Below are 20,662 nucleotides of genomic sequence, written 5' to 3' on the forward strand. Positions count from 1 at the left end.
GGCTAAGCCTCTGACAAAGGCTCTTCATGTATGGTGAATACCGGGCCAGGTAGGTATCAGGTGTGAAGTAGATTCAAATTAAGGGAGTATGGTAAAGATGCTGATTGACCATAATTATATTGCCGGCAGAACACTTAAAGAATGGAAGTTAAAACATCCTTTAATCGATGATCTGATTTCTGCCCAGGAAGCCTTCTGGATAAATCCAGAGTATAAAACGTCAAATAACCCTATTCCCATTGAGGAGAAAGAGATCCACGAAGCAGAGACAAGACTCATCCGCTTTGCCCCATATATCGCCCAAGCCTTCCCGGAAACTCAGCACACCGGAGGACTTATAGAATCCCCCCTAATGCCTATTCAGAACATGCAAGGATACATAAGTAAACGCTACAACATCGAAATCCCTGGTCATCTATGGCTCAAGTGCGATAGTCATCTCCCGATTTCTGGTTCAATCAAAGCACGTGGCGGGATCTATAAAGTCCTCAAGCATGCAGAAACGTTAGCCCTGACTCATGGTTTGCTCAAACTCGAAGATGATTACGCCATCTTAAATTCCCCAAAGTATAGAGAATTCTTCTCCCACTACTCCCTCGCAGTTGGATCGACTGGGAACCTTGGCCTTAGTATCGGCGTGATTGGAGCGAAACTCGGCTTTCAGGTCACTGTTCACATGTCTGCCGATGCAAAGGCCTGGAAAAAAGAACTTCTTCGCTCCAAAGGTGTCCAAGTTTTTGAATACACCTCAGATTATAGTAAAGCAGTCGAAGAGGGGAGAAGGCAAGCTGAGAACGACCCGCGCTGCCATTTTGTCGATGACGAGAACTCCCGTGATTTATTCCTTGGTTATGCCGTGGCAGCATATCGATTAAAAGAGCAGTTGGACAAGTTAAAGATTGCTGTAGATTCTGATCACCCGCTCTTTGTCTATCTGCCCTGCGGAGTGGGAGGTGGACCTGGGGGAGTAACCTATGGCTTAAAGCAAGTCTTCAAAGAAAATGTCCATTGCTTCTTTGCAGAGCCAACTCACTCCCCCTGTATGCTCTTGGGTCTTGCGACGGGTCTTCATGATCAAATATCCGTTCAAGATATCGGTCTGGATAACAGGACAGAAGCAGACGGTTTAGCCGTTGGCAGAGCCTCTCGTTTTGTAGGAAAAACAATCGAAACCTTTCTGAGTGGAGTGTACACCATTAAAGACGAGGAACTATTCATCTTGCTTCAGGCTTTGAAAAAAACAGAGAACCTTCAACTCGAGCCTTCAGCACTTGCCGGAATGCCTGGGTCGGCAAGAGTCTCAAAAACTCAATCGGGAAGGGAGTACCTAAAGCAGTTTGATCTAGTGAAAAAAATGTCTCAAGCCAACCATATCGTGTGGGCGACCGGGGGCAGTTTAGTTCCGAAAGAAATTATGGATCAATATCTAAATCAAAGAGATTAGGTAAACCCTGTAATCCATCCCCCCTTTTGATCCTAGTTTAACGTCATATAGCAAACAACTTTGGTTTAAATCGAGAGAAAATGGATACACATATGTAGAATAGAGGGAAATCTTAAGTACGAATGGTTATAGAACGCTTAGAATAGGGAGTGTTTCCAATGTCATTAGGTCACGCTAAAAGAACGGCAAATAAAGAAAACCGACGAGAACTTAGAGACAAACTAGACCCTGAAGACGAAGTTTTAAAAGACCGAAAACTAATACGAGAAGAAGTTACGCGTCGACTTGTCTCTGGATTAAAAGCGAAAAACCTACAGTATGACGATCTATTTAATGAAGAGAAGGCGAGGCAAAGTAAGGACTTTGATATTTTAGGTCTTCTTTATCATAGAATGTTTTTCTATAGGTTAAATGAAAAACTCGCGGGATTAGTATGTGATCATACCTTCCGTTTGAGCCAACAGATCCTTACACAAATGCAGTTCAACCGAGGAAAGATTAACGAAATTCTAGAAGTTTTCAAAAGGAATGGTGGGCATTGTGATTGTGAGGTTATTTATTATGTAGAGAGTCAGTTGATTGGTAAATAAGTAAATAATAATAACTTGAGATACTTTACGAAAAATTTGGGATCATAGAAGGCTCATGCAGAGAAAGTAGGAGTAGTCATAAATGAAGCAACTGACTATTGGAGACTGTACGATTCCGTGTGAGGTACGACGGAGCGCACGTTATAGAAGGATTACGCTGACTGTTCTTGAAGATCGCCTTCGTATATCCGCGCCTAAAAATCTATTAGCCAAGCAGCTAAAAGAATTATTACTCGCAAAACAAGAGTGGATCATAAAAGCATGGCAAAAGAATCAAAATATGCTAAAACCCCTAATGGAATTTCACGAGGGGCAGCAATTTCTGTATCTGGGGAATAGTTTAGAGTTGAAAATTCGAAGACATTCGCGCAAGATGCTGAGGGTTTCTTTAGAAGGCCAGGTGCTGGAGGTTTACGTACCTGAGGATTTACCAGAGCAAGCATGCCCGTCAAATATTCAGGCGGTGCTCTTATCCTGGTATAAAGTCCAAGCACGCAAGATACTTCAGGAAAAGCTAGACAAGCTGGCTAAACGAATGCAAGTTAACTTTCAGACCTTCAGATTGAAGGAACAAAAGACCCGCTGGGGAAGCTGTTCAAGTAAGGGAAACATTAATTTAAACTGGCGAATTGTTATGGCTCCTGATCAAGCAATCGATTACATCATTATTCATGAATTATCTCACTTGACTCATCTTAATCATTCGGAGCAGTTCTGGCAGAGGGTGGTTGAGTTTATGCCCGAGTACGGATACTGGAGAAAGTGGTTTAAGGAGCATGGGCATGAATTAACACTGGTTCTCTAAGAGAAGATTCAAAACTACCTAAAATACCTTGTTTATGAGAAGGTACTGTCAACCTGTGTTGAAACGACAATAAACTAAGTAACGTAATCGGAAAGCTACTTAACGATATGTGGAAGCTAAAAAAGATGTAAACCCCATTAATATAAGGGCTCACACCTTCTACTTTAAAGAAATGCGAATTTAATATCTTCCTCGTCTGCAATCTCTAATTATATTAAAACCTAGAGTCTTTTCTTGAATATATTTAGGATTATTTATAGGCTTCGCGTTCGTCGAATCTACCTTATTACTATCTAAGGACCTTGAGGACACTTCTTGATCTATGATTATGGAATTAGACAAGTGCTCATTCGGTAAATCCTTTGAATTGCTTGTTGGGGAAGCTGTGGGCTTATCGTCGTTAACTAGATTAAGATATCCTCCATTTTTCAAAACAGTATATGCAAATTTGAATTCCGGAGGCAAAAAGTATAAATTCTCAATCGTTACAGGCTTTCCTGCTCCAGGAAGGTTTTTAAGTTCTCCTCTTTCAATGGCTTCTCTAATTTTTCGTTCAGAAACAATATCAACAAACTTATCCAACCGTTTACACCTCCCAAACACCTTTTAAATATTAGTAACATTATAAAATTAATTAATCATTAATTCTAGTAGCATACTCTTTAAGTCCAAGCGTTTTTCACGCGTCTTTTAATATGGACTGACCTTCGCTAAAGACTGCTAAGTGAATATATAAAAGAAACGGTTGTGGAAAATCTACAACCGTTTCTTAAGGTACTACACCCTTTAACGCTATTATTTTAGAAGCTGTCTGATTATGCCTCCTGTCAGTAATAATGGTAATTGTACCTATTAATCGACTTGTCGATGTTCAGATATTTTTACCGACCAATAAACATTTGCACAAAGACCTTCCCATAAACTGTACTAGGAACAATGCCAATCCCTATATAGTTAAAGCTTGGATTCAAGATATTTTTTCGGTGTCCTTCCGATTCCATTAGAGTTTTGTGTGCTGCTTCAACGGATGAGTTTCCTGCAAGGTTTTCTCCAGCCGAATTGTAAGGGACTCCAAACTTCTTTAACATATCAAAGGGGGAACCGTAAGTAGGGGAAGTATGAGAAAAATAATTGTTTTTTACCATATCGTCCGCTTTAATCTTTGCGACTTCCATTAACTTAGCATCTGCTTTTAAGGGCTCAACCCCTACCTTTGAGCGCTCGGCATTAATCAAATCAAGCATTTTTTGTTCTTCTACACCGATAGACGGTTGTTCAGGACTAGGCGCAGGGGCTGGGGTAGGCGTAGGAGCAGGCTGAGGTTTAGGCGCTGGGCTCGGTGGATAGTAAGGGTTCGCATAATTACCCGAAATTAATCCCACAGTGTCATTTTCTAAATGCACCACCCACCAATTACCTATTTTTCCAAGACAATCAACTATCTGACCTTTGTATAGTATCCCAACTTTAAAATTAGCGGTAGATGGTCCAGATCTGACATTTAGAGAGCTAGCAGTAATCTTTACTTGGGCGGGTATATTTGTTCTATTAAATGGAGTTTGGGCACTTAGAGATGATACAAATACTGTGGATGTAAGCACGATACTTATAACAACTGAACTCATAAGCCTGAAGTGCTTAGATTTCATAAGTTTTACCTCCTCTTAGATTGCATTCAAATATCCATTAGTTTAATCAAACTAGGGATTTTTATCATAGTAAAATATTGGCTTTTAGACATTGGATATAAAGGGATTTGTTTCAATAGGAAAAAGTAGATTCTGGCAACTGCTCTGGAATCTACTTTTTTTATAAGAAGGTATGAGGGTGTCTCCTAGGTTTAAATAGAATTCAATTAGACGGGAATATTTACTCAGTCGTTCGTGCAGGATAAAGCAGAATCAACATTGTTTAACCTTACAAACGAATAAGGGTGATTACTGTATGCGGTTATGGCATGAAAAACTTCTCTCACTTTTGCCAAGACAACAACTTTTAGGACAGCACCGCGAATGTTGTGCATTGCGAGGGAATAGTTGGGGAAAACCCCATTCAGTTGTAAACTATGTCTTTCGCTACTCCCGAGAACGGCTTTGGGCTTATCACGTCTTGGTTATGAACGAAATGTTGCGGCGTGGTTATTATCCAGATAGCTGTTGGCTTGACCCTGGTTATCGGGGAAAATTAGCGCCCAGATTCGAGCCAGACTACGAAGAAATCCAAAGATTGAAAGAGGAGAAAAACGAAGTATCTCTCGTTTACCCTGAACACAATGAGAAGTACTTTACAGATTGCATAGCAAACCTGCTGGGTAAAGGGATAATCATTTTCTCTAATGCAGATGAATGATGTCCAAACTTTTTTGCATATATGATTTAAGGGACTTGTCAAGTTCCGCATCAATTAGTGTCTCAGGTGTACTTGCTAAAATTTTCTTAAATTGTTTGTTTGCTCTTAATAGAATATCTTCCGAGCCGGTATCTTGCCAATCAGTATAAGAATCCCAATCAGCAATGGAAGGTGTCCACCTGTCTCGGAAATGATCAAAGGTGTTGGAATGTGACAGGTAACTGCCGTTATGCCCAACCTCCTTAATAATATCTAATGAGAGATTAAGGTCAAACCCGTAGATACCCTTCGCAACTCGCATTACTCGATTCAGAATTTCTTCGTCAATAATAAATTTCTCATAAGAGGTTGTCATAATTGAATCAAGTACCCCTAAGCATTGGACAATAATATGTCCTCCGCCTAACATTCCCATCATTAGATTTTGCATGGTTTCATAGCCTGCTTGGCAGTCGACAGATTTTGAATCTGTCATTCCGCACATTGTACGAGTTGGTAAATGGTAATAATCCAGCGCCAATTGCAGATTAGCAATATTGATCAGCATACCTTCTGGGGTACCTGTGCTGTAACTGCCTTTCTTCAAAAATCCGGCTGTGGAAGAGGGCGAATAGACGACAGGAGCGCTAGGATTAATCAACTTTGTTAAAACCAGTCCAGAAAGAATTTCTGTATTTTGTAACACTGCTGTTCCCAATAAACTTACGGGTCCAGAAATGCCAGCCATGATACAAGGAAGTAAAAAGATTGCTTGATTGCGCTTGGCATATTCGATAATGGTCTCTGTAGTATCCGTAGCCCACCTGAGGGGACTGAGTGGATTTACGCTTACTCCTGCAAAATGCCCACTAGAAAGTGAACCACCCGTGGCAATTTCCAACATGTCTAACATCTGCCCGGCTTGTTTCCCGTCAACTACAAAGCCAAGTACGGGTTTGTCTGTGTTTTTCAAGATCTCATACATCATGGATAAGTGTTTGTGTTCTTTCTTTACATCACTTGGGTCAACCGGATGAGCACCAACAAGGTTAATGATATCACTCGTTTGGCAGAGTTTCATAATATTGCGGTAGTCTTCAAGTTTAGCTAATCTGCGTCCATGATCTAGATCTTGAATATAGACGGGACCTGCATTAGGCTGGACTAAAAATCCGTCTCCGACCGTTACCGAACGTGCAGCGTTACGGGCCCTCCATTGGTAAGTACTGCTGCATTTTTCTAAGCAACTCTCAACCATTTGGCTGGAAATATAAACTATTTGACCATCTACCCTTGCTCCGTGTTTTTTGAAGGTATCTAGGGCTTCCGTAGATTGAAAGACTATACCAGTTTCTTCGAGAAGTTTTAGTGTTCCTTCGTGAATTCGATATAAATCCTCTTTAGAGATTACCTCAAGTTTGGTTTTTATTGGCATAGATAAGCCTCCCCTAGTTAGCTAAGATCGTCATACAATGGTTGAGTACTTAAAGTTCATCCAGATATCATCAAATTTTGACTTTTGTCGTATCTGCTTTGTTGAATCACGTTAAACAACACCGCTCCAAGAATCATGACAATTCCAACAAATCCATGACTTGTTGGAACTTCCCCTATAAACATAAATACCCAGATGGGATTCATAACTGCCTCTAACATTGCTAGAACCATAGCATGCAGTGAGCTAGTAAGAAGAACTCCTTTGGCGTTAAGAACATAAGCAAGAGCTACTTGAATGACACCCAAATAGATGACCGACATCCATCCTTGCGTGCTTATCTCTAGGAGCTTTTCATGAGACGGTATAAGTGGAAAAACGATGATAAAAATCGTTAAATTACTTAAACATACCAGAGCAAGAGGGGATGTATCCTTAATTTTAGGTAGAATTCCGTACATAGAGGCTAAGGTGATCCCACTGATGACTGCTAGAATGTTACCCGTCATACTCTGTCCTATACTTGGTTCTAATAAAAATGCCCCAATACCCAATATAATGAATAACATGGGGATTGTATTTCCCCAGCGTACTTTGATCTGCTTCCTGAAGACGCCGTACAAAAACAAATATAAGGGACCTGCATATTGAAGGGCTACGGTATTTGCGGATGTCGTATATTTTGTGGCCGTTACAAAGGTAATCATCATTAATGTGTAGGATAAAATATAAAGGATCGTTGGAGGTCTCAGCTTGATTTGCTGGATTCTTAAGAGTGGTAGTAACGTGATACCTGCTACACCAGATCTTAAGGCGACTATTGAGAGAGGATCCGCCTCAACAATTTTAATAAATAACCCGCCAGTACTTAGAAAGACCGAGGATAAAAAGATATATAGCATACCCTTATATGAATCGTTCAATTATCTCTCTCCCCAAATTTCATAGGAACCTGTTTCAAACTGAAGTCTGTACAATTTTCCCTCATTCCTAAGGGCCATTCAATTAATCTGGATCTTCAGAAGGGGTGTCTAATTCGTAGAATTGAACGGCGTGGGCTTCATGGACTGTCCATCCCCAGTGTTCCTCTTTAATCACCCTAGCAGCACCTTCACGATCGCCATCTTCGATACATTTAATAAATTTGTTATGTTCCTCAAGGTTTACCAATTCCCACTCCTTTAAATACTGGCGCCTGGTAAAATCGTAAAGCCGTTGTTTGGCGGGCGTAATGTACCTGCGCAGAGTCAGGTTAGGAGATAAGTTTAGAAAACACTCATGAAAGTCAAGATTCAATTGATAATACTTGTCAAATTCGTTCCCTTCTAAGGCTATTAGTAATTCTTCGTTTAAATCCTTCATTTTACTAATATGTACCCCAGTAATTTGGTCAAATATGGAGAGGACAACCGTTGATTCTAGAGAACCAACAATTTCATATAAATCCTTAATTTCTTGATTCGTCATTTTCTTCACAACTATCCCACGTCGTGGTAGGATTTCGACAAAGCCTTCACACTCGAGTTTGAGGATGGCTTCTTTCAAGGGGGTCTTACTTATTCCTAACTTCTTGCTCAAAACATCCAGTCTAATAGATGCACCAGGTCGTAACTCTCCTGCTTGAATTTCATGGGACAAGTATTGATATACTTGCTCGCGGAGGGAAAGGGTATTAAACATTATTTCGGTGTCTCCTTACTTAACAATTTTTAAGAAGTCTCCAGTGAAATTTCAGATTTCAGATTTGTATTCATATAATAGAACTATTTTGTTGATAAGTAAACCCATTATCATAGGGGTCTGTTATGAATTTTTTCGACATTTGAATTATATCTATCATTGGCATCTAAACATGGCATAAAAAAACAAGGGTTGAATCTTATAATTCAATCCTTGTTTTTAAGCCGACGTAACCATTGTTGAATTTGAACCAGCTATTTAAAAAATACCTGCCCATCCCTAATTGATTCAATAATAGCCAAAGACTCTAATTGAAGGCCTTTTTCTTCTACAAGTTTTCTACCCTCTTGAAAGGTTTTTTCAATGACTATACCCACTCCAGAAATCTCAGCACCACTCTGAGACAATAAACTATACAATCCCATCAGAGCACTTCCGCTCGCAAGAAAATCATCGATAATCAACACTTTGTCAGCAGGGCATAAAAAGTCTTTGGATATTTTTATTATATATTCTTGATCTTTCGTATAAGAATAAACCTTTGCTTCGTAAACATCTTGATTCATATTAAGTCCAGCGTGTTTTTTTGCGAAAACGACGGGTACATTGTTAAAGTACTGAGAAGCAATGCTGGCAATTGCAATACCAGAGGTTTCGAGGGTTACTATTTTAGTTACTTCTTTATTAGAAAATCTTCGTTTAAATTCCTTACCAATCTCATTGAACAACGTAATATCTAACTGATGATTCAAGAAATTATCGACTTTAATGATTCGGTTTTCAACTATTTTTGCGTCTCTACGGATTTTATCTTTCAAGAGTTGCATGTGGTATATACTTCCTTTCTTAATTATAAAAACACTCCTAAATCATTTTTCAAGAGTGTGGCAGCATGAAATGTGTATAATGAATAGAATATCGCGATCGTCCTAAAAAATCAATATAATCTTTAATTCCATTGACAACCATATCAATGTAAGCTATATTATTGGAAAACATAATAAACCGTTGAGCAAGAGAAGTACGAAAAATTGGGTATATCCAGAGAGCTGTAAATGGTGTGATGCAGCAGTACAAATTTTTCCGAATGGACTTGCGAGGGCAGCTTGAAACTGGGTTACAGGAGTAGACGCTGACGGGAACCCTGTCCGTTATCAGTGGGGTGCATATGTTAGTATGCAAAACGAGTGGGCGATTTTCGTCAATTTGGGTGGTAACGCAGAAGTTATAAGCTTTTGTCCCTTTAGGGGGATAAAGGCTTTTTTATTTTAGCAAAAAAGGAGAGCTGTTTATGTTAAAAGGACGGTTTGGAATTCATGGGGGACAATACATTCCTGAGACACTCATGAACGCAGTCATCGAGGTGGAAGATTACTACAATCGCTATAAAGAGGATCCTGAGTTTATAAAAGAATTAGAGGAACTCCTCAATAGTTATGCGGGGCGACCTTCGCTGCTCTATTATGCTGAAAAGATGACCAGAGATCTGGGGGGGGCAAAAATTTATCTAAAACGAGAAGATCTTAATCACACTGGTTCTCATAAGATTAACAATGTTCTTGGCCAAGTACTTCTCGCTAAACGGATGGGTAAAACTCGTGTCATCGCGGAGACTGGTGCGGGTCAACATGGGGTTGCCACTGCCACCGCTGCCGCCCTCATGGGGATGAAATGTGAGATTTACATGGGAAAGGAGGACACGGATCGTCAGGCACTCAATGTCTATCGAATGGAGCTGTTGGGTGCCCGGGTGCATTCCGTGACAAGCGGTACTCAAACACTTAAAGATGCGGTAAACGAAACCATGCGCGAATGGACAGCGCGGGTGGAAGATACTCATTATGTCCTCGGCTCGGTTATGGGGCCCCATCCATTTCCGATGATTGTTCGTGACTTTCAAAGTGTGATCGGTCGAGAGGTTAAGCAGCAGATGCTGCAAAAGGAAGGCCGACTGCCGGATGCGCTGATCGCTTGCGTTGGCGGCGGCAGTAACGCTATGGGACTGTTTTATGAGTTTATAGGAGATCCCGATGTGCGTCTGATTGGTTGTGAGGCAGCAGGGCATGGGGTGGACACTGATAAGACTGCCGCAACTATGGCAACGGGATCTGTAGGCATCTTCCATGGAATGAAGTCATATTTCTGCCAGGATCAGTACGGTCAGATTGCACCAGTCTATTCCATCTCAGCAGGACTTGACTATCCGGGGGTGGGTCCTGAACACGCTCATCTGCATGATATTGGCAGGGCGGAATATGTACCCGTTACTGACGATGAGGCTGTGGAGGGATTTGAATACCTCTCGCGCACCGAGGGAATTATTCCAGCTATTGAAAGCGCACATGCGGTTGCTTACGCTAGAAAACTTGCTCCTACTATGACTAAAGATCAACTATTGGTGATCAATCTTTCAGGTAGAGGGGATAAAGACGTAGCAGCGATAGCACGTTACAGAGGAGGAGAGATCTATGAATAAGGTACAGAAAGCCTTTGCCAATGGGAAGGCCTTTATTCCGTTTATTACAGCGGGAGACCCATCTCTTGAAATTACCGAGGAATTAGTGATAAGGATGGCAGAGGAAGGGGCTGATTTGATTGAGCTTGGCATTCCGTTTTCCGATCCCATCGCAGAGGGGCTTGTCATTCAGCGAGCGGACGAGCGTGCATTGGCAGGGGGGGCGACTACTGACAAAATTTTTGACATGGTGAAGCGGATTCGTCAGGTATGTAGTGTACCCTTAGCGTTTATGACCTATATGAACCCGATCTTTACCTATGGCACTGAGCGCTTTATGAAAAACTGCCAGGAGTCAGGTATTGACGCAATAATAGTTCCGGATGTTCCTTTTGAGGAAAAGGATGAACTTTTGCCCTATTGTTCAAACTATAGTGTGGAGTTGATCTCGCTGATCGCGCCGACCTCTCAGCACCGAATTCGTCAAATTGCTAGTGAGGCCCAGGGATTTGTTTATTGCGTATCCTCAATGGGCGTAACAGGTGTACGCCAGGAAATAAGCTCGGATGTGGAGGAAATGGTTAAACTTGTTAAGCAAGTCAAGGATATCCCTTGCGCCATAGGCTTCGGAATCTCTACGCCTGAACAAGCTGCGAAGATGGTTCAGTTTTCCGATGGCGCGATTGTGGGAAGTGCGATTGTGAAAATTGTTGAGCAATACGGCGTGGATTGTGTGCCCTATGTAGCTGACTATGTACGAAGGATGAAGAAAGCTGTTAAACAGGGCGTTTAAAAATACGTTCAAACTTGTGATGGTTTGAATACCCTAAGAAGAAGAATAATTAAGTAGCTACAGGTTAAGCTAATTAATATCAAATCTAGTCTTAGGAAGAGGAGAATATCTATATTTGTCGAAGTATAAAAGAATTGGATAATAGAACTCCTACTTCTACAAGTGGGAGTGTACCCGTACTCCTCATAGGTGGGGGTAGAGTCCCGCATCTAAGTCTCGATGTTCAGCTTTGCTGAATGAGTTCACTCGAGGAGGCATCACTAAGGAGGAAATAGAATCGTGCAGAAACTACAAATGAATGTTCCTTTGGTAGAAATGGATGGAGATGAGATGACAAGAATCATCTGGAAATCCATTAAGGAGATCTTGCTCTTACCTTACATTGACTTAAAAACGGAGTATTATGATCTTGGGCTCCAGAAAAGGGATGAAACAGACGATCAAATCACTATTGATGCGGCTATGGCTAATAAAAAATACGGAGTCGCGGTCAAATGTGCAACAATTACGCCAAATGCTCAGAGGGTAGAGGAGTATAAGCTTAAGCAGATGTGGAAAAGTCCTAATGGTACGATCAGAGCAATCCTTGATGGAACTGTTTTTCGTGCTCCGATCATTGCTAAAGGGATCCAACCTTTGGTACCCACTTGGAAAAAGCCAATCACTATAGCACGTCACGCTTATGGCGATATCTATAGAAATGTTGAGTATAGAGTTGGCGGGGCAGGTAAGGCAGAGCTTGTCTTTACCAATGAAAAAGGAGAAGAATCTCGTCAAACGATTTTCGAATTCAAAGACAAGGGTATTCTCATGGGAATGCACAATCTAGACCGCTCTATTGAAAGCTTTGCACGGTCCTGTTTTAACTACGCGTTGGAAGTGAAGCAGGATTTATGGTTTTCGACCAAAGACACGATCTCCAAACAATATGATCATACCTTTAAAGATATTTTTCAGGAGATCTATGATCTGGAGTATAAGGGAAAATTTGAAGAGGCTAAGATTGAATACTTCTACACCTTAATTGACGATGCTGTTGCTCGAGTCATTCGCTCTGAAGGCGGGTACATATGGGCTTGCAAAAACTACGATGGGGATGTCATGTCTGATATGATAGCGACTGCCTTTGGAAGTTTGGCAATGATGACCTCGGTATTGGTATCACCAGAAGGCAATTTCGAGTATGAGGCGGCCCATGGTACAGTTACACGGCACTATTACAAACATCTTAAGGGAGAAGAAACCTCAACGAATTCGATGGCCACCATTTTTGCTTGGACTGGGGCCTTAAAAAAACGTGGAGAACTTGACGGATTGAATAAGTTGGTTGAGTTTGCGGATCAATTAGAGGCTGCTTCTTTGAAAACAATAGAAGCTGGTATAATGACTAAAGACCTAGCCCTCATCTCAGAGCTTCCGAACAAGAAAACCGTTAGTACAGAGCAATTCCTTGTAGAGATTAAGCAGACACTTGATAAGATGCGCAACTAGTACTGAGCCAGCTGAGGCGCTAAAATGCTTTGGCTGGCTTTTTAGTTTGTATAACATTAATTAGTAGCCTTTCGTTAGCATTTAGGTAGCAGCCTATTGTAGGAATTGAAAACCCCGGCATGAAGATGTTAGAATACTCTTGTGACTGTTATCGATGAGAGCGGTTCTAAAAAGAACAGTCAGGAGGGTATTAATGGTCGAATATATAATGAGTTGGTTTATAGGATATGGCCTTAATGAAGGTACAGCTAGGTACTTATCGACTGGGATATTAATATTATTCATAGCGTTCCTAAGTATTTTGGCCAATTTTATTACTAAAAAGGTCGTACTTAGGTTTCTGGCGCTGGTTATCAGCAATAATAAATTTGCCTGGGACGATGTCATGTATGAAAGAAATGTCTTTCATAAACTATCACAGATAGTTCCAGCAATTATAGTGTATTCTTTCGCGCCTGCATTTACTGAGCAGATCGCCCTTGTTATTCAAAGATTTTCATCAGCTTATATAATTCTAGTTGGAATTTTTGTTTTAGATGCTGTATTCAATTCAGTCGATGTTATTTATAGAACCTATGAGGTCTCAAAGAATAAACCCATAAAGGGATATCTTCAAGTAGCGAAAATATTTGTTTACATCATCGGTGGAATTCTGATAATCGCTACGATCATTGGAAAAAGTCCGCTATTGTTACTAAGTGGTATCGGAGCTTTAACGGCTGTTATTTTATTAGTTTTTAAAGATTCGTTGTTGGGTTTGGTTGCAGGTATTCAATTGTCTTCAAACGATATGGTCCGCTTGGGTGACTGGATCGAAATGCCCAAATATGGTGCAAATGGAGATGTCATAGATATATCACTGAATACGGTTAAAGTAGAAAACTTTGATAAAACCATTACTACCATTCCTACCTATGCCCTCGTCTCAGATTCCTTTAAGAATTGGCGTGGTATGACACAGTCAGGTGGCAGAAGAATTAGTCGTTCTCTTTACATTGATGCTACTAGTATTACGTTTTGCACAGATGAAATGTTAGAGGAGTTTGAAAAGATTCATTATCTATCCGATTATATAAGGACTAAAAAACAGGAAATAGCCTTATACAACTTAGAGAATAAGATCGATACAACACATACTGTAAATGGAAGGCGCCTAACGAATCTTGGTACCTTCAGAGCCTATATCCAGAATTATCTAAAAAATCATCCTAAAATACATAAAGAAATGGTACAGATGGTGAGACAATTGCCACCTGGGGAACATGGGGTACCACTTGAGATTTATGTATTTACCAATGATACAGTATGGGTTAATTACGAAGGCATACAATCAGATATTTTCGATCACATATTGGCCGTAGTTCCTCAATTTGGGCTAAGAATCTTCCAGAACCCTACCGGCTACGATTTTAGATGCTCTTTAAGCGGACAGAGTAAATAAGTGAACTGGTTCAACTAAAGATAGAGAAGCCCTTCGACCTGTGATTAATCCGTGCTGATTAGTCACAGGTCAAAGGGCTTCTTTTTTATACTTATTTGTCTTTCTGAACGAAATGAAGAACCTTAAGCCCGAGATCCTTCGATAACGCAAGGATGACATTACCTAAACTTATTTTTAGGGCAGACCCACAAGCTGCTAACTTCACAGGGTTTGATCGAATAGTTCAATAGGTTGAGCCTATTTTATAAATTCCAAACTCTTTGTATCCTAAACTCTCTGCCTTTGTTCTTCGACCATTAGCTACGGCAATAATTTCTGCAAAAATTCGATGCCCGACTTCCTCGATGGTTTCTTCTCCCGAGATAATAGAGGATGCATCGAGATCAATATTGTCCTCCATCATGGTGTACGTGCGTTTATTGGCGGTGATTTTAATCACTGGTGCAATCGGGGAACCAGTAGGGGTTCCGCGACCTGTCGTAAATAGTACGACCGTAGCACCACCGGCGAGCATTCCGGTGATGGATTCAATATCTTGACCGGGTGTGTCCATGATATAAAGTCCCTTGCCTATAGGTATTTCCCCATACTCTAGAACGTCTTGAATGGGGGCATGGCCTGCTTTGTAGATACAGCCTAGAGATTTTTCTTCAATAGAGCTTATGCCGCCGGCGATGTTCCCAGGTGTGGGTTGTCCATCACGAATATCGATGTTTAAATACTTAGCTCGTGCTTCGCAGTCATTCACAATTTTAAAAAGTTTTTCAGCGACTTCCTGAGATTTTGCTCGGCCTGCCAGGACATGTTCGGCTCCAATGAATTCCGTGGTTTCAGACAGAATGACATTACCCCCCGCAGCAACTAACAAATCGGCAGCTTTACCTACGGCTGGGTTTGAGGCGAGCCCAGAGGTAAAGTCAGACCCCCCGCATTCTATGGCGAGGCTGAGCTCGCTAAGATCAACTTTTTCCGGTTGCAGATGCGCGACCTTGCGGACCAATTCACTAACTTTGCGCAGCCCTTCAGCTTCGGCTTTTAGAGTGCCGCCGCTTTCCTGAATAACGACAACTTCAACATGTTTACCGGATCCTTCAATCTCCGCGGCGGTTTCACGAATGGGAATCCCTTCACATCCAAGTCCTATAACGAGAACAGCAGCGACATTAGGGTTTTTGCCGAAGCCGACCAAGGTTCTGACTGTTTGCACGTGGTCAGCCCCGATCTGACAGCAACCGTGTTGATTGGGAAGTGCCACGGCTTCCGGCACTTGATTTGCGATATTTGAAGCGACAGTACTCGAACAGACGGAGGTTGGGATAATTAAAATATGATTTCGTATACCTACCTTACCATCAGGTCGCCGGTAACCTAATATTTCCAAGAATAAGCCCTCCTTGTTAAGTGGATAAATGATGATTTGAGGAAGTTATTTGTCTTTGCGTCCCCGTTGGCTTTCTAAGTTGTGAACATGAACGTGTTGCCCAGGTCGAATTAATTCAGTGGCCACGCCAATTGGTTCAGCGTATTTAAGAATAGCCTCCCCGCTCTTAATCTCTTGAATTGCGACTTTATGTCCTAGAGGAATGTCTTGTAGTAATTGAAGGGAGTGTTCCGATTGACCAATATAAAAATGAATAATAGTGTTCACTGGGAAGTCATCTACAACCGTGGCGACGTTGTCATTGGGGTTTATAACGACGGCTTGCTTCTTCAAGGCAGGTTACCTCCAATAGCATAAATTAATACTTTATCCTAGAATAGCTGAAATAATGGGGATTTGTAAATACTATTAAACAAAAGCAGGCGCGAACTCTTTAAATAGTTTATAATGTATTTCTATACGAAAATTAAGCGACGGAGGGATAGGCCCCTGTTTGGAAGGATGATTATAATTGCTTACAGTCAATCAGTTAGTTGATAGATTTAATTTTGAGGTCCTTGCAGGGCATGTAGGATTGGACAAGGCAATAAGGGAATATAGCCTAAAACGTCCGAGTGCTGAACTAGCGGGGTATTTGGAACATCTGACTCCTCAGCGGATTCAGGTTTATGGCCGGACTGAGTTAGGGTTGCTTCAACAATTCGATGACTCTGAGCGTCGCTCCAAGCTCGCTCAAGTCATGCTTTCGGAAGTACCTTGTGTAATTGTTACCCGGGGTTTAACCATTCCCTTGGAGTTCATTGAATTGGCTAGTGAGCGGAAGATTCCTCTCTTGACAACCCCTCGCTCTACCACTCAACTTTTTTATCTTTTAATTCGTTACCTCATAAACCGGTTAGCTCCTAGTACGGCAATTCAAGGTGTGTTAGTTGATGTTTATGGAGTAGGGGTAATGATTACGGGTGGGAGAGGAATTGGTAAAAGTGAGGCGGCGTTAGAACTTATCAAGAGCGGACACTTGTTAGTGGCGGCTGATGTCGTAAAAGTCCGCAGAGTCGATGAAGAACGACTATTAGGTTCCGCCCCAGAAAAGCTGCTGCATCGGCTTGAGGTACAGGGCCTAGGTATACTTGATGTCACGACACTTTTTGGAGCTGGATCTGTGCGAGATGAAAAGGTTATTAACTTTATAGTTCACCTGGAAGAATGGCAGCAGGATAAGGCTTATGATCACCTGGGGATTGATCCTCCTAAAACAAGAGAAATCTTAGGGATCGCAGTTCCCGAGATTTCTATTCCCGTTCGCCCAGGGCGTAATCTTGCGACACTTATTGAAGTTGCAGTGATTAAAAACTGGAATAATTATAAAAGACGAGCTATGCCTTCTCTAAGAGAGAATTGAAGAAAGAATGCTCATGTCTAATGCTAATAAAGGGGGGTAACAAATCAAAAATGTTTGTTACCCCCCTATTTGTTACGAAAGAAACTCGAGAGCTGTGTCATCCTGAAGGAGGGACGACTGAAGGATCTAGATCCTTCGCTAACGCAAGGATGACAGAATTATCAGGATGACATTAACCTAAACTTATTTTAAGGGGAAAAAGGATAAATATTCTTACTGGAACGCTCTATGAAAAGCTATAGTACTCGTTTAGCTCCAACATATACGGACTTCCAATAAGATCCAAGAGTATAGATAGTTACGCCCTTAGAACTTGATGCATTAATGAATTGGCCATTACCTACATAGATTCCCACGTGGTCAACCACTCCATTTTTCGCTAAAGAGAAAAAAACTAGGTCTCCGGACTTCAGGTTGCTAAAGGAGACAGACGTACCTGTTTTAAATTGATCCCGGGAAACTCTTGGAAGATTAATGCCATTTTTAGCAAAGACGTATTGTGTGAAACCAGAACAATCGAATCCCGATGGCGTAGTTCCGCCGTATACATACTTAACCCCAATATATTGTTTACCAGTAGCAATAATTGCACTTGCCTTTGATGGCTGAGCTGTCGTTGTTTTCGTTGGTGTACTCGGTTGAGCAACTGCTGTTTTCGTTGGCGTACTGCTCCGTGATGGTTGCGGCTGAACCTTTTTTACGCTAGACGTGGCCTTTGCCTTAGCAGGTGCTGGTGTGGAGCTAGGCGCTGTAGTCGTTGTAGGAGGGCTAGATTTGGCTGCGCTTGCGACAGTTACAGGGCTTGCCTGAGGTTCGACTTCGTTTGCCTTATTTGCTGTTTCTGCAGCGACTACAGCTATAGTTTGGATTTCAAACGGATTCATTTTTTCTGTTATTGTCATAGGTGCAGCTGTGATTGTTATCACAAACAAAAACATAGAAATTACTGGAACTAAAAGAAGAGACCATTTTATCGATTTAATTGTTTTCAATTTCTTCATTCCTTTCAAATATAGTATCTAATCTAAGGGGATTGGAGTCTTTAATAGGAGTCCGACTCACAACGAATTGCTTATCTGAAGTTGTGACTAGTATAACGTATAAACAAGGGCTTGTCTTTGGTAGATGTTGGATTGCATGGAAAAGGAGAAAAAACAAGTATTCGATTAATAAGTTTAACTATTTTTGTAAACAATCATTAGTGTAACTAAGACACACGAGTTATAATGATAGGTATAGTCCATTAATTGCGGTGAAAATAGATAAGGAGGAGATGCGGTTGTGAAAGACCTTATTAAAAAAGGATTGTCCCTTGGCTTAGGTTTAGCCGTAGTAAGTAAGGAACAGATTGAAAAGCTAGTTGATGAGTTAGTTAAAAAAGGGGAAGTTTCCTCTGCAGAATCTAAGGACCTTATCAATGAACTCCTTGAGAAAGGGCAAGCCGAACAAAAACAGATAAACGCCAGAATTCACGAACAATTAGAAAAAGTGCTTAGGGAGTTAAATGTGCCAAGCAAAGCGGATTTTGAAGCTTTAGAAAAACGTATTCAAGAACTTGAAAATAGTAAGGACAAAGTCGACTTATAAGGATTCTAACCTAGCTAAAAACTTAATGTGATCGCCAAAATTATTTTGGGGCCTGAATAATATTCAGGCCCTCTATCAGCAAATTAATGAACCTGCATAAACATCGAACCTCGAGTGATAAAAGGGGACGAATTCTTATGATTGGGAAACGAATACGACATCTCAAACGTTATAGAGATGTCGCTAAGGTCTTAGCTCGCCACGGATTTGGCTTTTTTGTAGAGGAGATGGGGCTTTTACATATGCTTTCTCTACCTAAACGACTTTTTGCGGATACTGAAGAGATGGACCCAATGTCGGTAGGAGAGCGCATACGCCTAGTGATTGAGGAACTAGGCCCTACATATATTAAGATTGGGCAGATTGCTAGTACACGAGCAGACATTATCCCGCAGGATATTTTGCGCGAACTGGAAAAACTGCAAGAAAACGTACCCTCCTTCTCCTTCGAGGAGGTCTCGGAGATTATCGAAGAGGAACTAGGCTCTCCCCTTGAGGAAGTTTTTTCCTCCTTTGATAAGAAAGTGATTGCCGCGGCCTCAATTGGGCAGGTACATCGTGCGCGGCTCCGGGCTACGGGGGAGCAGGTTGCCGTTAAGGTACAGCGCCCTCGGATTAAAGCCATGATAGAAACGGATTTGGAAATCCTTTTGGATTTAGCGACGTTGGCCGAAAATCGCATGAAACGGATGGAACGTCTTCAATTGAGGGATGTTGTGGAAGAGTTCTCCAAGTCCCTTCGCAACGAGTTGGATTATACCATCGAAGGCAGAAATGCAGAGAAGATTGCCAAGCAATTTAAGACGGATAAGACCATTCATGTCCCTTCGATTTATTGGGATTACTCCACTCGCCGAGTACTTACAATGGAGTTTGTCCAAGGCTTAAGGCTCAATCAGTTTGAGGCCCTTGAGAGAAATGGGTATGACCATAAAGCCTTGGCCGAACAACTGGTGCGGTCTCTTTTTCATCAGATGCTCATTGAGGGCTTTTTTCATGCCGACCCACATCCCGGCAACATCTTTCTATTACAGGGTGGGGTAATTTCGTTTATTGATTTTGGTATGGTTGGCAGATTAACCCTTGATATGAAAGACAATTTTGCTTCGTTAATTATCGCTATGATGCGTCAAAATACGGAAAGTATGATAAAAGCCGTCTTACGAATAGGGATTGTTCCGGAAGATGTCAATCTAACTCTTTTAAGCAATGATGTAGATGAATTGCGGGAAAAGTATATGGATGTCCCAATGAGTCGAATCAGTCTTGGCGAGGCCATAAGCGAACTTTTTGAAGTTGCTTTTCGACATCAGATTCGAATCCCCTCAGATTTTACCATGGTGGCCAAATGTTTGTTAATTTTAGAAGGAATCGTGGAAAAATTGGATCCCCACCTAAGCATTATGGATATGGCGAGACCCTTTGGGATTCAGCTCTTAAAGGAACGCTATCGACCAAGTACGATTGCCGGTAGAGTATGGCACAATGTCACTGATTATAGTGATCTGCTGGTCGATCTCCCTAAACAGATGAAGGACTTGATGCGGAATCTTGTGCGAGGACGTATTCGGATTGAAGTAAGTGTTCCGGAACTTGATATTTTTCTCAGAAAATTAGATCGCATCACTAATCAGATATCCTTTAGTATTGTTTTACTCTCGTTTAGTATCGTTATGGCGGGGATTATTATCGCTTCGGCTTTAGGGCAGCAGCCCATTACATTTTTGCAGATTTCAGTTATCGAGATCGGAGCTGCTATGGCAGGTCTAATGTTGTTATGGTTGTTTATTTCAATATTCAAGTCGGGTAAGTTTTAGTTCGTCACTCTTA

General features: G+C 41.4%; 20 protein-coding genes and 1 other annotated feature. Of the genes, 11 read left to right on the forward strand and 9 right to left on the reverse strand.

The genetic code is table 11. The features are described from left to right. Positions 1-118: 118 nt before the first annotated feature. From dsdA to HGJ98_RS19080, 3 genes are all read left to right on the forward strand, one after another. The gene (gene dsdA, locus HGJ98_RS19070) at positions 119-1,444 is read left to right on the forward strand and encodes a D-serine ammonia-lyase (protein WP_291353327.1); all 1,326 of its coding nucleotides are present in this window, start codon (positions 119-121) and stop codon (positions 1,442-1,444) included. A 158-nt stretch (positions 1,445-1,602) separates the two neighbouring features. After that, positions 1,603-2,034 carry a DUF2695 domain-containing protein gene (locus tag HGJ98_RS19075; protein ID WP_291353295.1) on the forward strand — a complete coding sequence of 144 codons (432 nt, stop codon included), beginning with the start codon at positions 1,603-1,605 and terminating at the stop codon, positions 2,032-2,034. An 82-nt stretch (positions 2,035-2,116) separates the two neighbouring features. Continuing rightward, positions 2,117-2,839: a M48 family metallopeptidase gene (locus HGJ98_RS19080; RefSeq protein ID WP_291353296.1), complete on the forward strand. Its 723-nt coding sequence runs from the start codon at positions 2,117-2,119 to the stop codon at positions 2,837-2,839. A 180-nt stretch (positions 2,840-3,019) separates the two neighbouring features. Here HGJ98_RS19080 and HGJ98_RS19085 read toward each other — a convergent pair whose 3' ends face one another. Both HGJ98_RS19085 and HGJ98_RS19090 read right to left on the reverse strand, forming a co-directional pair. Further along, a complete protein-coding gene (locus HGJ98_RS19085) occupies positions 3,020-3,421 on the reverse strand; it encodes a DUF1992 domain-containing protein (protein WP_291353297.1) in 402 nt (133 codons plus the stop codon). Positions 3,422-3,720: 299 nt separating this feature from the next. Next, entirely contained in the window at positions 3,721-4,488 is a 768-nt protein-coding gene (locus HGJ98_RS19090; RefSeq protein ID WP_291353298.1) for a CAP domain-containing protein, read from the reverse strand. A gap of 295 nt (positions 4,489-4,783) precedes the next feature. Between HGJ98_RS19090 and HGJ98_RS19095 the strand changes: the two genes are divergently transcribed. Next, positions 4,784-5,188 (forward strand): TIGR02328 family protein, encoded by a 405-nt coding sequence (locus HGJ98_RS19095; protein ID WP_291353299.1) that lies wholly within the window; start codon positions 4,784-4,786, stop codon positions 5,186-5,188. Here HGJ98_RS19095 and HGJ98_RS19100 read toward each other — a convergent pair. The 4 genes from HGJ98_RS19100 to HGJ98_RS19115 all read right to left on the reverse strand — a co-directional run bounded on the left by HGJ98_RS19100 (position 5,172) and on the right by HGJ98_RS19115 (position 9,109). Continuing rightward, positions 5,172-6,602, reverse strand: a complete 1,431-nt coding sequence (locus tag HGJ98_RS19100; RefSeq protein ID WP_291353300.1) for a trimethylamine methyltransferase family protein — start codon at positions 6,600-6,602, stop codon at positions 5,172-5,174. The genes HGJ98_RS19095 and HGJ98_RS19100 overlap by 17 nt on opposite strands. A gap of 56 nt (positions 6,603-6,658) precedes the next feature. Further along, positions 6,659-7,525 carry an EamA family transporter gene (locus HGJ98_RS19105; RefSeq protein ID WP_291353301.1) on the reverse strand — a complete coding sequence of 289 codons (867 nt, stop codon included), beginning with the start codon at positions 7,523-7,525 and terminating at the stop codon, positions 6,659-6,661. An 82-nt stretch (positions 7,526-7,607) separates the two neighbouring features. Then, the gene (locus HGJ98_RS19110; RefSeq protein ID WP_291353302.1) at positions 7,608-8,282 is read right to left on the reverse strand and encodes a GntR family transcriptional regulator; all 675 of its coding nucleotides are present in this window, start codon (positions 8,280-8,282) and stop codon (positions 7,608-7,610) included. 254 nt (positions 8,283-8,536) lie between these two features. Then, positions 8,537-9,109 carry a xanthine phosphoribosyltransferase gene (locus tag HGJ98_RS19115; RefSeq protein WP_291353303.1) on the reverse strand — a complete coding sequence of 191 codons (573 nt, stop codon included), beginning with the start codon at positions 9,107-9,109 and terminating at the stop codon, positions 8,537-8,539. A gap of 172 nt (positions 9,110-9,281) precedes the next feature. After that, positions 9,282-9,528: a binding site (T-box leader), on the forward strand. 45 nt (positions 9,529-9,573) lie between these two features. Between HGJ98_RS19115 and trpB the strand changes: the two genes are divergently transcribed. The 4 genes from trpB (at position 9,574) to HGJ98_RS19135 (ending at position 14,462) form a co-directional block, all read left to right on the forward strand. Further along, on the forward strand, positions 9,574-10,758 hold the full coding sequence (gene trpB, locus HGJ98_RS19120; RefSeq protein WP_291353304.1) for a tryptophan synthase subunit beta: 1,185 nt from the start codon (positions 9,574-9,576) through the stop codon (positions 10,756-10,758). Beyond that, complete coding sequence (trpA, locus tag HGJ98_RS19125) at positions 10,751-11,530, forward strand: tryptophan synthase subunit alpha (protein WP_291353305.1); 780 nt, start codon at positions 10,751-10,753, stop codon at positions 11,528-11,530. Before trpB ends, trpA begins: the two co-directional genes overlap by 8 nt. A gap of 279 nt (positions 11,531-11,809) precedes the next feature. Beyond that, the gene (locus HGJ98_RS19130) at positions 11,810-13,021 is read left to right on the forward strand and encodes an NADP-dependent isocitrate dehydrogenase (protein WP_291353306.1); all 1,212 of its coding nucleotides are present in this window, start codon (positions 11,810-11,812) and stop codon (positions 13,019-13,021) included. A 193-nt stretch (positions 13,022-13,214) separates the two neighbouring features. Next, the gene (locus HGJ98_RS19135; protein WP_291353307.1) at positions 13,215-14,462 is read left to right on the forward strand and encodes a mechanosensitive ion channel family protein; all 1,248 of its coding nucleotides are present in this window, start codon (positions 13,215-13,217) and stop codon (positions 14,460-14,462) included. A gap of 223 nt (positions 14,463-14,685) precedes the next feature. Here HGJ98_RS19135 and HGJ98_RS19140 read toward each other — a convergent pair whose 3' ends face one another. Together HGJ98_RS19140 and HGJ98_RS19145 are read right to left on the reverse strand one after the other, a co-directional pair. Beyond that, positions 14,686-15,843 (reverse strand): UxaA family hydrolase, encoded by a 1,158-nt coding sequence (locus HGJ98_RS19140; RefSeq protein ID WP_291353308.1) that lies wholly within the window; start codon positions 15,841-15,843, stop codon positions 14,686-14,688. Between the two features lie 45 nt (positions 15,844-15,888). Then, positions 15,889-16,176, reverse strand: coding sequence for a UxaA family hydrolase (locus HGJ98_RS19145; RefSeq protein WP_291353309.1), 288 nt, complete (start codon positions 16,174-16,176; stop codon positions 15,889-15,891). Between the two features lie 178 nt (positions 16,177-16,354). On the opposite strand from HGJ98_RS19145, the gene hprK reads away from it, so the two are divergent. Next, entirely contained in the window at positions 16,355-17,245 is an 891-nt protein-coding gene (gene hprK, locus HGJ98_RS19150; RefSeq protein ID WP_291353310.1) for an HPr(Ser) kinase/phosphatase, read from the forward strand. A gap of 236 nt (positions 17,246-17,481) precedes the next feature. On the opposite strand, the gene HGJ98_RS19155 is transcribed toward hprK, so the two are convergent. Next, positions 17,482-18,237 carry a C40 family peptidase gene (locus tag HGJ98_RS19155; protein ID WP_291353311.1) on the reverse strand — a complete coding sequence of 252 codons (756 nt, stop codon included), beginning with the start codon at positions 18,235-18,237 and terminating at the stop codon, positions 17,482-17,484. Positions 18,238-18,526: 289 nt separating this feature from the next. Between HGJ98_RS19155 and HGJ98_RS19160 the strand changes: the two genes are divergently transcribed. Together HGJ98_RS19160 and HGJ98_RS19165 are read left to right on the forward strand one after the other, a co-directional pair. After that, complete coding sequence (locus HGJ98_RS19160) at positions 18,527-18,832, forward strand: polyhydroxyalkanoate synthesis regulator (protein ID WP_291353312.1); 306 nt, start codon at positions 18,527-18,529, stop codon at positions 18,830-18,832. A gap of 137 nt (positions 18,833-18,969) precedes the next feature. After that, positions 18,970-20,649, forward strand: coding sequence for an AarF/UbiB family protein (locus tag HGJ98_RS19165; RefSeq protein ID WP_291353313.1), 1,680 nt, complete (start codon positions 18,970-18,972; stop codon positions 20,647-20,649). Positions 20,650-20,662 lie beyond the last annotated feature (13 nt).

The organism is Desulfosporosinus sp., from assembly GCF_014237355.1.
Classification (GTDB): domain Bacteria; phylum Bacillota; class Desulfitobacteriia; order Desulfitobacteriales; family Desulfitobacteriaceae; genus Desulfosporosinus.